Consider the following 14,941-nt stretch of genomic DNA (forward strand, 5'->3'; position numbering starts at 1 on the left):
CTATGAGTCGATGAACAATGAAGGTGGGAGCATATGAGTATTATACTTCTTTTAGCGAGCATCGTAATTCCGATTATCATGTTTGTTATATCCAAAAAACGGAATAAAGTTAAACTTTTCTTTGACGGTGTTGCTTTAGTTTCTGCAATTACTTTTGGAAATATAGCTGCTACTTCTATCTATGAAATACTAAAGGATAAAACAGTGTTCATGACAAATATACACGGTATTTTTCTTAATCCGTTATTTCTTTTAACAGGATCCTACCTAGGGTTATACCTAATTTACCAACTTCCACACATAATCATCAAAAGATAATGGAATGTATAAAATTGTATTTTGAACAGAAAATATACTCAAATCTATAAAGAAGGTGATACAATCATGAGTACTTTAAAACGTATAGCTCTAGCTTTATTGATTATTGGTGGTATAAATTGGGGATTAGTTGGTTTGTTCCAATTTGATTTAGTTGCGCAGCTCTTTGGTGGTCAGGAATCAGGATTTTCACGTGTCGTTTATACCCTTGTCGGCTTAAGCAGTTTAGTTTGCATTCCAATGCTATTTGCTCGTATGGACGAAACGGAAAACACTACAAGTGATCAGACGGTTCGATCTAGAAATCTAAGCTACGGGACAGAATTTGCAGAAGAGAATGACGATTACAAAGTAAAAAACCGCGATGATGATACACTAAGGTAGTTGGACGTATGCCCTCGCTTCATAAAGGCGAGGGCTTTAATGATTGTTAAACGTTTTTATTCGGATTCTGCCCATAGCCTTTTTACTTCTACCATTTCACTACCATTAAATTGAATTCGATAAATATCCGGCTTAGACATTTGCAATAAAAAGTCCAGGTCATACCGTTGATCAAAGAACCTCATCATCAATGTCATAACAAGACCGTGAGTACCTAAGACTATGTGCTTCCCTTTATATTCGACTAATAGTTCGTTCAATACACTTATAGCTCTGCTTTGACAATCAACAATTGATTCGGCTCCCGGTAATGCATAGTCTGTATTAGAGAATGATTTATGAAGCAAAGGATATAATTCTTTATCTGGAATTCGATATTCTTCATTTGAGAAGATTCTTTCCTTTAGATTTTCATGTACTATCACTTCTTTTCCTACATGATTTGCTAAGTCCTGTATAGTAAGTACTGCACGCTTATATGGACTTGAAATTAATACTTCAATTCCCTCGTCTTTTAGAATCTGCGTTACCCGTTCCACATCCTTTTCACCTTTTTCAGTCAAACCCCTAGTTCTTTCCGTTCCGACTGTGTGTGGTGATTCAGCATGTCTAACCATATAAATGTATGTATTCATCCAAAACCCCCTTCAATCTGCATAATGGGACTGTTAAATCCACTTTCAACAACTTTCAGTGACCTTTAATAAGGACGTACTGTCAATATACTTACATAAGTGAAACCATAACAATATCCATGTTTTCTATGATAATATAAAGTTATCAGAAAAGTAAAAACTAAGGTACAAAGGGAGAAGGTCTTGGTCTTGGCTAAATTATTACCTTTTTTGAATATTATCGCTGTATTATTTTCTATTATTATGCAGTACTACATTACAAAAAATAATAATTGGAGTAATAGAAAGAAATATATCATAAGCATAGGAATGTTTCTGCTAATATTGATACTGAACATATTTATTCATATAATCCTTGGTTATCTTCCGGTTGCACCAGTAAGTGGGATAATATTCTTTGTTCTCATAAGTTGGGCTGTCATGGTTTCTCTTATTGCAGGTGTTTTACAGATTATTACTGCTGTAGTGGTTTGGTTGTATCAGAGGAGGACGGAGAAACAATGATTTTTTTGAAGCGACGATAATGCAAGAGATTTAATTGAAAAGAATAGAAAAAGGGAATCCTGTAGTGGAGCCCCTTTTTCTATTCTTTTCATCTTACAAGTTATTTGCCCTTCATATTCTTATTCTTACGGAAGAATAACTTTTCAAATGGAACTAACCCAACTGTACTCAAAGAGATCCCCATTAAATCTTTATGGAATGATGCTTTTTGGTACGTGGAATATAATGGGACAATAATGTCCTGATTAATTAAATCTTTTTCTAGCTGTTTTAGTAGATTAATCCGTTCTTCTTCATGTTTTACTCTCTTCGATTCATCGACCGTTATGTAAACTTCCTCTAAATTACATAGGTTTGAAAACACACTTCTTTCAGAGAGAAACAAATTATTTAAAGAAACCTCTAGGGAGTTCTCTGAAACAAATTCAGATAGAACGAGATCAGCTTGTTTCGACTTTTCAATGAAACTGGAATAAGGCACTTGGATTATATCTAGTTCTATATGATACTTAGCAAGTTCAGACTGTATCCATTTACTATCATCTACATTTGGTGTTAGTTCGTATGTCATTAGAATTAATGGCTCATCAAGTTCTAAGTAGCCTTGGTCATCTAGTGACCTGGTTTCATCATAATATTCTTGTCCAGTGAATGAGTTAGCCTTTTGAAATCTTGGATACCCTAATTCCTTCACCATCTGTTCCTTACTTAGAATAGAAGTTATCCTATTCCTCAATGAAATATTTGATTTAATATTCTCTTTATTCATATTCCACATGAGATACTTTACTGATAAATGATTACGTTGAAGATAATTATATTTACTATCACCATCATCTCTTATCGAAAATGGAATATAAAATAAAGGTTCTTGTAGTACGTTTTTAGCACGAAAATACTTTTCAATTGTTGGTAAAATAAAAATAGAAATCTCGTCAATGAATGCTCTTCCATTAAAATACAACGAATGTGCCCTTAAATTTAATAAGTTTTTATCCTGTTTTTTTACTAAATAAGGACCTGTTCCTATAGGCAATGCAGCAAACTCTTCTTTTGACTTTCCGCCATAATTTTCGGGGACTATTGAGCATTTAGGTGAAGATAATAACATAACCCAACCATACATTGGTTCCGAAAACTCAAATCTTATAGCATGTCTTCCAACACAATTAATGTTCTTTAAATGTCTGATTATCCATTTCGAAGGAGTATGACATAGCCTTTCAAAACTAAATTTTACATCTTTGGAAGTAAGCATTTTATTATCGTGAAAATAAATACCCTTCCTTAAATAAAATGTCCATTCCTTTCCATCATTGGCTTGTTCCCAATAATGTGCTAAACTGGGCAATATTTTCGCATTTCCCTTATCGTAAGTAACTAACGTATTAAATATTTGCTCTACCATATGTCTTTCCGATTGCCTTTCAACTGCAGAAGGATCTAAGGAATTAAAAGAGCGGAAATATGGAATCTTTAAGTGTTCATAATCTTGTTGTTCTTCATTTTCCATCGGTATAGTATGAGTTTTTAACCCAAATAGTTTGGTTAACAAGCTAGAATATACCTGTTCTCTCTCATGATATAACCCATTAGTTTCTAATAGTGATACTAACCTGATAATATCTTCTTGTTTAGGTGAGTCACTATCGAAGTAATCCAGCATTTCTTCCATTGTTTTTAAAAAGATTACTGTGGTTGAATTCCCTCTCCCTTCTCCCTTGTTTCTTTCTATCCACTTTTTATCTTCCATCCTATTTAATACATTCGTTACCGTTCTTTCAGAGCACTGCAATTCATTACTAATTTCTTTTCTAGTTAATTGGACCTTTTGAAAAGTTATACATCTTGAAAATGCAGTAAAAAGATGAAGATAGTATTCTAGTAGTTTCATAATCGAATAATCCCCCTGTAAAAGGTGAAAGTAAGATCTATTATTTTCACTTTTTGTTCTCCTTTAACTAACTATAATTATAACTACAGATTCTGTAAAATTTAGTATTCGGAATCAAGGAAATTAATGTTAGTTTTAGGGAGTTGGCCAAATGAATGGAACACAAAAAGGATATATTTACAATTTACTTTCGGTTTTCATGATGGCAGTGGGACCATTATTATCAAAATTTGGGTTATTAGAGATTTCCCCAGCTAAAGCAGCTGTTATTAACACGATTACTGTTATAGTAGCAAGTTATCTATTAGGCTTGCTACAACGCAAGAAGGTAGTATTTTATTTTGAAAAAGAAATAATATGGTTGGCTTTATTTAATTCCATTGGGGTTATCTTTTTATTTCTTAGCACGAATTTACTATCCCCCGTTGAGATAGGTTTTATTGGGAGATTTTATACTGTATTTGCAGTATTATTGTCTGTTTTAATCCTAAAAGAAAAATTAAGTAAAAACGAAGCCATTTTTATAACATTAGCTATCTTAGGGGCATTCTTGTTTGTAAATAAAGGAGGAGATTTTAATACGAATTGGTTAGGTAGTTTCTTTGCGATTTTATATACGTTCTTTTTCGCATTAACAAATATATTTATAAAGAAGACTATGTCTAAAGAAAGAAATTCAAATTCTATTTTATTCACAAACAATTGTATTACCCTAGTGTTCGTTCTACTGTACGCCACTTTTACAGAAGATTTTTTTAATCGTGATTACTCCTATACAGGAATAGGGTATATCGTGTTATCTTCCCTTTTCACTGGATTTCTCGGTACACTTCTCTTGTATAAAGCATTGGAGCATTTACGTTTCTCCATCGCTAATGTAACCAGAGCATTTAGTCCAATTCTACTTGCTCTTATTTCTTTCCCATTTTTTCCAATAGAGATAACGATTCAAAATACATTGGGAGCTATCGTATTAGTAGTATCCATTCTATTGTTATCATTAGGAAAAGGGACTGAAGACCAACCCCAAAAAGCCAACAGGAAGAGAGAGTAAATTACTTTTGGCGAGGCATGAAAAAGATCCGGTATCGGAAATATTAATTTCCGCCGAAAACCGGATCTGCATAGGTTAGTTTATGTTAAATTAGAAATGTTTATTTCTACTGATTCATGACATAAGGTAATAGATAGTCTTTCACATAATATATAGGTCTTGATGGATCATCTTTAATACTGCTTGTCATAACAACTACCAATTGATATCCAGGTGCAAGAATAATATATTGCCCTTCGAACCCTACCGCCAGTTCAATCCTGCCTATTGGATTGTCGAAATGTTTATTCCACCAGTGGTATGCGTATGAAGTACCATCATCAACTTTGACTATTGGACTTGTAGATTCTTCAACCCATTGCTGAGGCAAGATTTGTTTGGATTTAAATTTTCCTTTATTTACATATAGCGTTCCGATTTTTAACATATCGTCCGTTTTCATCGTTAATCCGAATCCGCCAATGGCTATATCTTGAGGATCACGGTTCCACTTATAATCTGTTATTCCTAGAGGTGTAAATAAATACTTTTTAGCGAGAGCTTCTGTATGTAAGCCGGTTGTCATTTGTAAGATTGCACTTAACAATTGTGAAGAACCACAACTGTAGACCATTTCCTTTCCGGGAGGATGATCCATGTCCTGCCGCAGGACAAAATTGACCCAATTCTTGCTTGGTATCATACTACTATTACCAGGCCAGTGCAGCCCCGAAGTCATTGTCAGCAGGTGCTTGACTGTAATCTTCTGTTTTTCATTATTGTTAGTAAGTTCCGGAAAGTAATTCATTATTGGTGTATTAACATTTTCGATATATCCTTTTTCTATTGCGATTCCAATCAGTGCCGATAAGACGACTTTTGTGACAGAATATATTTTATGTTGTTTTTCTTTCATTTTTTTGTTTCGAAAGTATTCAAATATAATAGTGTTATTCCTCTGTACAAGGACACTATCAATTTTGTCATTTTTTATGATCTTTTCAAAATCCGCTAAAGCTTCCATCTATCTTCCATAACACCCGAGTTTATTTCAGATTATTTCGGTAAGATAAAATTTACGGTATAATATGAATATATAGTCGATATTAAGGTTATATAAACTTTACTAACAGGGGGAGATTGCAATTAGGATTAAACGATTTATCTTTCTATCACTCATATCTGTTCTTTTATTATCTGCTTGTAGCAACAACAACGAATTATCGGGGAAAACTTTTGATATTATTGTGAAATCCTCACCTGTTAGTCCTGAAAAATATCACTCTATCATGTCATTAGAATTTTTAGAGGGAAAAGTAATCACTAATTCTATTGATGGCGAAGAAGGGACATATAAACTGAAAGATGACAAACTTATGATTCAGTGTGAAAATGAAAATGAGTCTTTAGAAATAGAATTCACACTAAATGAAAGTGAAAAAGAATTCAGCCAGTATTCTGCAGAAGTTAGTGACTCAAACTTACATATTGAAGACTCTAAGCAGGTAAGCAAATATAAAGGATTCTACGAAAAATTACCAAGTTCTCATGTTGAATTTATAGAAAATGAAAAAGGTTGAACAAAAAGTGGTATCCACCAATGTTTTGGTGAGTACCACTCTTTTTATGATGAACTTTAGCCTTTGTGACTAATAACAGAACACATGCCCATTTAAAATTGGATAAATATCCATGACAGGAAAATTAGAAGCGATTATGCCATTTATCAAATGCGAGATTTCCTCATATAACTAAATAGAAGGAACCTGCAACCACACAAAAGGGATCCCGAAGAATCCCCATGTTTTACCTCACGCTTTTTTCAAGTTTTTATTATTTAAAAAAGGCTATTTTGTACGTTTATATTGTTACTGTTAAATTTCTATTGTTGGGCTACAAACGCTTTTCCAACCAAGCTACACTTTCAATATGCATACTTTGCGGAAACATATCAACAGGCTGTACTTCCTTCGTTTCATACCCACCATCTTCAAGAATACGCAAGTCGCGAGCAAGTGTTGATGGATTACAGGAAACATATACAATACGTTTTGGTCCCATCTCAATCATGGCATTTAAAAGACCTTCATCACAGCCTTTACGTGGTGGGTCCACAACAATAACATCGGGTCTTAACCCATCTTCTTTCCATTTCGGCATAACTTCTTCTGCTGTTCCTACTTCAAATTCTACATTTGTCATCCCATTTAATTTCGCATTTACTTTAGCATCTGCAATTGCCTCTGGGACGATTTCAACTCCGTAGACCTTCTTTGCTTTTTGTGCCAGGAATAAAGAGATGGTTCCAATTCCACAATACGCATCAATAACGGTATCATTTTCATCAATCGCAGCATATTCCAAAGCTTTATCATATAAATGCTTGGTCTGAGTAGGATTTACTTGATAGAAAGATTTTGCTGAAATAGCAAAGCGAATTGGTCCAATGGAATCATAAATATATTCCTGTCCCCATAACACCTTTGTTTTCTTTCCAAGAATAACATTGGTTCTAGCAGGATTAATATTATGAATAATCGATTTAACATTAGGATAAGTCTCCGTTAGTTCGCGAATAAATTCTTTAGCATGTGGCAATTCATTCGTTCTAGTAATGAGCACAATCATGGTTTCCTTTGTTTCTCTGCCGGAACGAACCATAATATGGCGTAGAACACCTTTATGGCTTTTCTCATCATATGCTTCGATCCCTACTCGGTTAGCGATTCTGCGTACGGCTTCCACCATACGATCATTCAAGTCTTCTTGTACGACACACGTATCCATGTCTTCTATAATTTGATGACTACGCATTTGATAAAATCCAGTTATAAGCTCGCCATTCTTTTCACCAACAGGAATAGCAACCTTGTTGCGATAACGCCATGGATCTTCCATACCGATTGTCGGATGTACCGGAACATGGTCCAAATGAGCAATTTTGCGTAATACATTCTTAACTTGTTGTTGTTTCATAGACAGCTGTAAGTTATAGCTCATGTGCTGAATTTGGCAACCACCACATTTATAGAAAACGTCACAAGGTGGTTCAACACGTTCAGGGCTTGGATTTTTAACCTCTATTAATTTTCCAAAACCAAAGTTTTTATTCACTTTTATTACTTTAACTACTGCTTCTTCACCTGGCAATCCATAAGGAACAAATAATGGATAGCCGTCAATTTTGCCGACACCATTACCTTCATGGGTTAAATCTTCAAAACGAAGGGTAATCTTTTCATTCTTTTTTACTGGTGCAGATTGTTTTGGCATATATGTATCTTCCTTTTCGTACGATTTGCTGGGTACTATCTTATCATAACTAGATGGGAGAAAGCTAAAATTGTGCTGGGTGGGCGGTGATGCGGACACTCGCGCGGAGTTTATCTGTAGTCGCGCTAGAAACTTCTAAAGGCACGCGAGATTTGGCAATTCTTACAAGATATCTAATAAAGTTACGCGAAGATGTAGGAACTTGCGCGTACAAGAAGGAGTCGCGCGACTTTTATTTACCTCCCCGTGACTTTCTCTTACTCCCGCGGCACTTTTTACACGCTCGCGCGACTTTCTCTTAATACCGAGGCATTTTCTCTCATTCGCGCGACTTTCTGTCACTCTCGCGCGACTCTCTCACTCACTCTCGCGACTTTCTTCCACTCCCGTGGCATTTTCTACTCATTCGTGCGAATTCCTTCCACCCCGCGCACTTTCTTCTCACTCGCGCGACTTTCTTCCACTCCCGAGGCATTTTCTACTCATTCGTGCGAATTCCTTCCACTCCCGCGCCACTTTCTTCTCACTCGCGCGATTTCCGCCCAATCCCGCTCCACTCTCGCACTTGGAATCTCTCAACCACTCCATATAAACAAAAGAGACTACCCATTAATTAGTAGTCTCTCTATTTAAGTAGGATTCCGGAACAAAGAATTCAATATGTTGTTGGAGATTACGGAATTCACCTGGTAATAGACCACCATATTCCCCATCAATATTTAATTCCATCTTATCTTCTGGTGTTACTTTTATATGACTAGCTTTTGTATATATGACATGTTTATCATCTAGATGTGCGCCTCTTAGCGCTAAGCTAGCGATACGGATAAATTCAGCTAGATTAGCTTTGCGTAAGATGAGTAAGTCAAATAGCCCGTCATTCAGACAAGCATCTGGTGCAAGCTTTTCAAAGCCACCAACTGAATTTGTATTGGATATTAGAAATAGCATGATGTCTTCTTCAATTATATTCCCATCATACTCTATCTTTACCCTAGCTGGTTTTAACGATGGTAGCATTTCGATACCTTTAACATAATAGGCAAGTTGACCTAACATCGTCTTCAGCTTGCTTGGTACATCATAGGTTAATTCTGTCAGTTTTCCTCCACCAGCAATATTGATAAAGTATTGATCGTTTACTTTTCCGATATCCAGCAGCATGGATTGTCCCTCTATAATGACATCAACCGCTTTTTGGATACTATCTCGTGGAACGGATAACGCTCTTGCAAAGTCATTTGTAGTGCCGACTGGTATGATTCCTAGCTTTGGTCGATATTCCTGCTCAGCTAGTCCATTAATAACTTCATTAATGGTCCCGTCTCCACCAGCAGCCACAACAATATCGTATTTACGTTCAACAGCAATTCGAGCTGCTTGGACGGCATCTCCTTCTCCAGTAGTAGCATGTGCCGATGCCTCATATCCTGCCTTTTCTAACTTTTCTAGAACAGCTGGTAGTTCTTTTTTAAATGCTTCTCGGCCAGAAGTTGGATTATATATAATACGGGCTCTTTTCACCTGACATGTCCCCTCTCTCCAGTGATAGATTATGCATTATATGTGTTTATTAGTAGTTTAATTTGTGATTTGGATAATTTTACATGCATATCTATCATAGCCATATTTCTTAACTTTGAAAAGTTTTTTAGTTAGAAAAGCACTTCCTACAATTGTTTAAAATGGGAAGTATCAATGGTTTCCTGTCCATTACAAATTTTTATGTTCGATAAAAGCTTGCACATAAAAAAATGCCATAAGGGGGTTCCCCCCCTAAATGGCATCTTATCGTTTGTTCATTTCTTCAACTAAAATTTTATTAACCATTGGTGGATTTGCTTGTCCTTTTGTTGCTTTCATCACTTGTCCTACTAGGAAACCAAGTGCACGGTCTTTACCGTTTTTAAAGTCAATGATTGACTGTTCATTTTCATTCAGTATTCCTGTAATAATTTCTCGTAATTGGCCTTCATCCGAAATTTGAACAAGCCCTTGTGCTTTAACAATTTCTTCCGGATCTCCACCTTTTTCCACTAATTCTGCAAAGACTTTCTTGGCAATCTTAGAAGAAATGGTTCCATCTTCTATTAGCTTAATCATTTTACCCAATGATTCTGGTGTTAGAGCAAGCTCATGTAGTTCTTTATAATGCTTATTCATGTAACCGGAAACTTCACCCATTAACCAGTTGGAGGCTTGCTTAATATCCGCGCCATGCTTCACGGTATCCTCAAAGAAATCAGCCATTTCCTTGGAGTTTGTTAGGTTAGCTGCATCATATTCTGATAATCCAAGTTCATCCATATAGCGCTGCTTACGTGCGTCTGGTAACTCAGGAATTTCACTGCGAATGCGTTCCTTCCAGGCTTCATCAATATAAAGTGGAACTAGGTCTGGTTCAGGGAAGTAACGATAGTCATCCGAACCTTCTTTCACACGCATCAGAATAGTTTCTTTCGTTTTCTCATCAAAACGACGTGTTTCTTGTAGGATCTCTCCACCTGATAAAAGAACCTTCTCTTGACGTTTTTCTTCAAACTCTAGTCCCTTTTGAACAAAGGCAAAGGAGTTTAGGTTCTTCAATTCCGTTTTCGTTCCGAATTTATCTTGACCATATGGTCTTAACGAGATGTTGGCATCACAGCGTAGTGAACCTTCTTGCATCTTCACGTCAGAAACACCTGTATATTGAATGATTGTCTTTAGCTTTTCAAGATATGCATAAGCTTCCTCCGGAGTGCGCATATCAGGCTCCGAAACAATCTCAATTAATGGTGTTCCTTGGCGGTTAAAGTCTACATAAGAATACCCATCATCACCATGAGTCAGCTTCCCAGCATCCTCTTCTAAATGCACACGAGTAATACCGATTTTCTTCTTCTTGCCACCAACCTCAATTTCAATCCAGCCATGCTCACCAATTGGCTGGTCAAATTGTGAGATTTGGTATGCTTTTGGATTATCCGGATAGAAATAGTTTTTTCTATCAAATTTAGTATCCGTTGCGATTTCACAGTTTAAAGCCATGGCAGCTTTCATAGCAAAGTTTACTGCTTCTTCATTTAACACTGGAAGAACACCAGGATATCCTAAGTCAATAGGGTTTACATTCGTATTTGGATCTGCCCCAAATGCGTTCGGACTAGGACTAAATATTTTTGACTTTGTTTTCAGTTCAACGTGAACTTCTAGACCAATTATTGTTTCAAAATTCATTAATTTGCACCTCCGATTTGAGGTCGTTTCTTATGATGATCAGTAGCTTGTTCAAAAGCATGTGCTGTACGATATACTGTACGTTCATCAAAGTGTTTTCCAATGATTTGTAAACCAATTGGAAGTCCCTCAGCTGATAAACCGCATGGGATTGAAATTCCTGGTACACCTGCTAGGTTAACCGGGATCGTTAAAATATCGTTTGCATACATTGTTAATGGATCTTTAATCTTTTCTCCTACCTTAAATGCAGGTGTTGGAGTCGTAGGTCCAATTACAACATCATACTCTTCAAATATTTTATCGAAGTCATTTTTGATTAATGTACGAACCTTTTGAGCCTTCTTATAGTATGCATCATAGTAACCTGAGCTTAGTGCAAAGGTTCCAAGCATGATACGACGTTTAACCTCTTCCCCAAAGCCTTCGCTACGGGATTTCTTAAACATATCAATCATGTTCTCTGCATTTTCAGAGCGCACACCATACCTAACACCATCAAAACGAGCTAGGTTTGCTGAAGCCTCTGAAGATGAGATTAGATAGTATGTAGCAACTGCATACTTTGAATGTGGCAATGAAACTTCTTCCCATGTTGCTCCAAGTGATTCGTAGACTTTTAGTGCCTCTAGAACTGCTTCTTTTACCTCTGGGTTAACACCTTCAGCTAGATATTCTTTTGGTACGGCTATTTTTAATCCTTTAACATCCCCAGTAAGTGCTTCTGTATAAGAAGGAATATCCACATTTGCACTAGTGGAATCCATCTTGTCATGTCCAGCGATTACTTCCAATACTCTAGCATTATCTTCTACACTACGAGTTAATGGACCAATTTGGTCTAAAGATGATGCAAATGCCACTAAACCGAAACGAGATACTAAACCATATGTTGGTTTTAGTCCAACCACTCCACAAAATGCGGCTGGTTGACGAATAGAACCACCAGTATCTGAACCAAGGGAGAAAAGAACCTCTCCAGCAGCTACTGCAGCTGCAGAACCACCACTTGATCCTCCTGGAACATAATCCGTATTCCACGGGTTACGTGTTGGAGTGAAGCTAGAGTTTTCATTTGATGAACCCATTGCAAATTCATCCATATTTAATTTCCCAATAGTAACTGCCTTTTCAGCATGTAACTTATCTACAACTGTCGCATCATATAATGGATCATCGAAGTTACGTAAAAACTGACTCGCACAAGTAGTACGCAAACCTTTCGTTACGATATTATCCTTGATCCCTGCAGGAATACCGAATAGCTTAGCAGTAGTATCTGTCTCTCCATCTAATTCTTTTGCTTTTGCTCGTGCACTTTCTTCATCTAGTGTTAAAAATGCATGTACCTTATCATCTACTTCATGAATTCGTTTATAAGAAGTATCAACAAGATCACTTACAGTAATTTCTTTATTATGTAATTTTGCTTCGATTTCTTTTATACTATGATCGAACAATGACATCTATTTCCCTCCTTATTCTTTAACAAAGTTTATTCTGACAGAATAGACGGCACTCGGAATTGCCCATCTTTTTGATCAGGAGCATTCTTTAATGCTTCTTCTCTTGTAATCCATTGTCTCGGCTCGTCCTTACGCATTATATTTTTCAAGTCTAATACGTGTGTAGTCGGTTCGATTCCATCTGTATCCACTTCATTTAGTTGTTCAGCAAATTGGATGATAGAACTTAGATTATCCGTGAACATTTCTGCTTCCTCTTCAGATATCTCTAAACGTGCTAAATTTGCTACGTGTTTCACTTGCTCTTTTGTAATTTCTGCCATCTCTTGCACCTCCATATATAGTCCATGTTTATTAAAAATTAGGGCTTCATAAAAATACATACACCGAAGATTGGTTATTTACCAGTCAACATATTTTGACTCTCTTTCTATATATAAAAAAAGCATTCACAATACTATTGATAATAGCAGAATATCCCTTCACTAGGCAACTTATCCAACATTTCCAAGCAAAAATAAAAATAAACAAAAAAAAGACCTGAAGCAGTTTCCACACTACTTCAGGCAAATCTATCATATAGTAATAGGGTAAAAAACATAGATTTACTGACAAGCTTAAGTAAATTGATTCAAATTAGAATAGATTGATAGGAGAAGTAAATGAAGCTCTTAATACGCTTGGTTCTGCTTCTCCATGTGCTAATTCAGTCGATTGATTGTCTTGCATGAATAAAAATCCTCCCATAAGAAGTGTTCCTAAAGCTACTGAAGCAAATAGTTTTTTCAAGTTTATCCCCCCTTTACAAATTAACAATTTCCTCATAGGTGAGGTTTGCTAGTTTATAATATTTAACAGAGTCCTTATATCTACCTACTTCTTCAAAATGCTTTGCTAGCATATTAGTAAATAGAATCAAATTTCCATGATCCTTATGCTTTTTCAAGTAGGGTATAAGGTTCTCTATTACTAATGTGGTAAACTGTTCATACTCATTATTAATTGCATATACATAGGAGTGAATGATATAGTAATATACCTCGTAAAAAACGTTGTTTTTCGCTAACTCCAAAATTTTCTTTGCTTTTTCAATTACTTCCAAAGCTTTCTCAAAATTGCCTGTTTTATAATATTCCTTTATAAGGTTTGTTATCGCTATTAATCTTTCATTTAAACCAACTGATTCATCATCTATAGCTCCAAGATAATGCTTAATTGCTTCTTTCGAGTCACCTATCGATGAATATAAATAACCTAAATTTTGATTGGTCAACTGTATAATAGTATTATTTTTATTCAATTCACCTAGATGTCTAGCTAGGTTATAATGTTTAATTGCCTTTTCATACATTTTTATTCTTCTATAAGAAATTCCTAAGAGAATATGACATTGAGCGCAACGAATAAAATTATACTCTCTTTGAAAAATATCAATAGCTTTATTGGAATACTCAATTACCTCTAATGTATTGAGCAATTTGCTGTGCGTAACAGCTATTGTATATTGAAGATCTGCAATCTCAGAATCCGATAAATGAATCTGACTGATTTTATCTTCTGCTAGCTTATACATATTCATTGCTTGATTATACTCATTATTCAATGTTGCATAATTACCTTTAAACTTGTACCAATAGAATAAGTGCAAATTATCAAATGTACCAGAAACCTCATTTAGACTATTAATTTGCTCTAATGCGTTATCATACTGTCCTAGAACAAGATAGTATCTTATCTTATGAATCTCGAACAACATCATACTATCAGAGCGAACTACTGATAATAATTCATTTAGCTCATTGTATTTCTCGATAATCATTTCTTTATCATTAACGACATAGAGCATATTAAACCACTGTTCACATTTTTCCTTAATCGTAATATCCTTCTCACTATTTAACTCAATTCCTAGTCGAGTACAAAGCATGCTTACTACTTCAGGACTTGCTTCGGTGCGAAGGTTTTCAATTTTTGACAAATAGCTCATAGAAACAATTCCATCTGCTAGTTCTTCTTGTGTCATTCCTTTCTTGACACGTTGCAATTTGATAAAGGAGCCAATTTCCATAAATTCCTTCCCTCCTAGTAAAAGTTGTTTCTATTTCTATTTGTTAACTATATGATAGCATATTTTTTGAATATTCATATTGGGAAAGTTGGGGGTAAAAAGTACTAATAAAGCCCAAAAAACTTTCCTACTTTCCTAAAATGAGGA

Annotated in this window: 15 protein-coding genes; 5 read left to right on the plus strand and 10 right to left on the minus strand. The window is 35.5% G+C overall.

Annotated elements, in window-relative coordinates:
* Positions 1-33: 33 nt before the first annotated feature.
* The gene (locus tag G5W_RS0113325; protein WP_010097395.1) at positions 34-318 is read left to right on the plus strand and encodes a hypothetical protein; all 285 of its coding nucleotides are present in this window, start codon (positions 34-36) and stop codon (positions 316-318) included.
* 66 nt (positions 319-384) lie between these two features.
* The gene (locus G5W_RS0113330; RefSeq protein ID WP_010097397.1) at positions 385-702 is read left to right on the plus strand and encodes a DUF378 domain-containing protein; all 318 of its coding nucleotides are present in this window, start codon (positions 385-387) and stop codon (positions 700-702) included.
* 56 nt (positions 703-758) lie between these two features.
* Here the strand turns inward: G5W_RS0113330 and G5W_RS0113335 are convergent, their stop codons facing one another.
* Positions 759-1,337 carry a histidine phosphatase family protein gene (locus G5W_RS0113335; RefSeq protein ID WP_010097400.1) on the minus strand — a complete coding sequence of 193 codons (579 nt, stop codon included), beginning with the start codon at positions 1,335-1,337 and terminating at the stop codon, positions 759-761.
* Between the two features lie 189 nt (positions 1,338-1,526).
* On the opposite strand from G5W_RS0113335, the gene G5W_RS24320 reads away from it, so the two are divergent.
* Entirely contained in the window at positions 1,527-1,841 is a 315-nt protein-coding gene (locus tag G5W_RS24320; RefSeq protein WP_010097402.1) for a hypothetical protein, read from the plus strand.
* 100 nt (positions 1,842-1,941) lie between these two features.
* On the opposite strand, the gene G5W_RS0113345 is transcribed toward G5W_RS24320, so the two are convergent.
* Positions 1,942-3,735, minus strand: coding sequence for an ABC transporter substrate-binding protein (locus G5W_RS0113345; protein ID WP_010097404.1), 1,794 nt, complete (start codon positions 3,733-3,735; stop codon positions 1,942-1,944).
* Between the two features lie 151 nt (positions 3,736-3,886).
* On the opposite strand from G5W_RS0113345, the gene G5W_RS0113350 reads away from it, so the two are divergent.
* Complete coding sequence (locus G5W_RS0113350; protein ID WP_010097406.1) at positions 3,887-4,789, plus strand: DMT family transporter; 903 nt, start codon at positions 3,887-3,889, stop codon at positions 4,787-4,789.
* 106 nt (positions 4,790-4,895) lie between these two features.
* Here the strand turns inward: G5W_RS0113350 and G5W_RS0113355 are convergent, their stop codons facing one another.
* Positions 4,896-5,792 carry a serine hydrolase domain-containing protein gene (locus G5W_RS0113355; protein WP_010097407.1) on the minus strand — a complete coding sequence of 299 codons (897 nt, stop codon included), beginning with the start codon at positions 5,790-5,792 and terminating at the stop codon, positions 4,896-4,898.
* 265 nt (positions 5,793-6,057) lie between these two features.
* On the opposite strand from G5W_RS0113355, the gene G5W_RS0113360 reads away from it, so the two are divergent.
* Positions 6,058-6,348: a hypothetical protein gene (locus tag G5W_RS0113360; protein ID WP_157998050.1), complete on the plus strand. Its 291-nt coding sequence runs from the start codon at positions 6,058-6,060 to the stop codon at positions 6,346-6,348.
* 313 nt (positions 6,349-6,661) lie between these two features.
* Here G5W_RS0113360 and rlmD read toward each other — a convergent pair whose 3' ends face one another.
* The 7 genes from rlmD to G5W_RS0113395 all read right to left on the minus strand — a co-directional run bounded on the left by rlmD (position 6,662) and on the right by G5W_RS0113395 (position 14,794).
* Complete coding sequence (rlmD, locus tag G5W_RS0113365) at positions 6,662-8,041, minus strand: 23S rRNA (uracil(1939)-C(5))-methyltransferase RlmD (RefSeq protein WP_010097409.1); 1,380 nt, start codon at positions 8,039-8,041, stop codon at positions 6,662-6,664.
* Between the two features lie 609 nt (positions 8,042-8,650).
* The gene (locus tag G5W_RS0113370) at positions 8,651-9,565 is read right to left on the minus strand and encodes a diacylglycerol kinase (protein ID WP_010097410.1); all 915 of its coding nucleotides are present in this window, start codon (positions 9,563-9,565) and stop codon (positions 8,651-8,653) included.
* Between the two features lie 264 nt (positions 9,566-9,829).
* Positions 9,830-11,260: an Asp-tRNA(Asn)/Glu-tRNA(Gln) amidotransferase subunit GatB gene (gatB, locus tag G5W_RS0113375; protein ID WP_010097412.1), complete on the minus strand. Its 1,431-nt coding sequence runs from the start codon at positions 11,258-11,260 to the stop codon at positions 9,830-9,832.
* Entirely contained in the window at positions 11,260-12,726 is a 1,467-nt protein-coding gene (gatA, locus tag G5W_RS0113380; RefSeq protein ID WP_010097414.1) for an Asp-tRNA(Asn)/Glu-tRNA(Gln) amidotransferase subunit GatA, read from the minus strand. The genes gatB and gatA overlap by 1 nt, the downstream gene beginning before the upstream one ends.
* 29 nt (positions 12,727-12,755) lie before the next feature.
* Positions 12,756-13,049, minus strand: a complete 294-nt coding sequence (gene gatC, locus G5W_RS0113385) for an Asp-tRNA(Asn)/Glu-tRNA(Gln) amidotransferase subunit GatC (protein ID WP_010097416.1) — start codon at positions 13,047-13,049, stop codon at positions 12,756-12,758.
* Between the two features lie 313 nt (positions 13,050-13,362).
* Positions 13,363-13,515 (minus strand): hypothetical protein, encoded by a 153-nt coding sequence (locus G5W_RS23800; RefSeq protein WP_010097419.1) that lies wholly within the window; start codon positions 13,513-13,515, stop codon positions 13,363-13,365.
* A gap of 13 nt (positions 13,516-13,528) precedes the next feature.
* Positions 13,529-14,794: a helix-turn-helix domain-containing protein gene (locus G5W_RS0113395; protein ID WP_010097422.1), complete on the minus strand. Its 1,266-nt coding sequence runs from the start codon at positions 14,792-14,794 to the stop codon at positions 13,529-13,531.
* Between the last annotated feature and the right edge of the window lie 147 nt (positions 14,795-14,941).

The organism is Ornithinibacillus scapharcae TW25, from assembly GCF_000190475.1.
Classification (GTDB): Bacteria; Bacillota; Bacilli; order Bacillales; family Amphibacillaceae; genus Ornithinibacillus; species Ornithinibacillus scapharcae.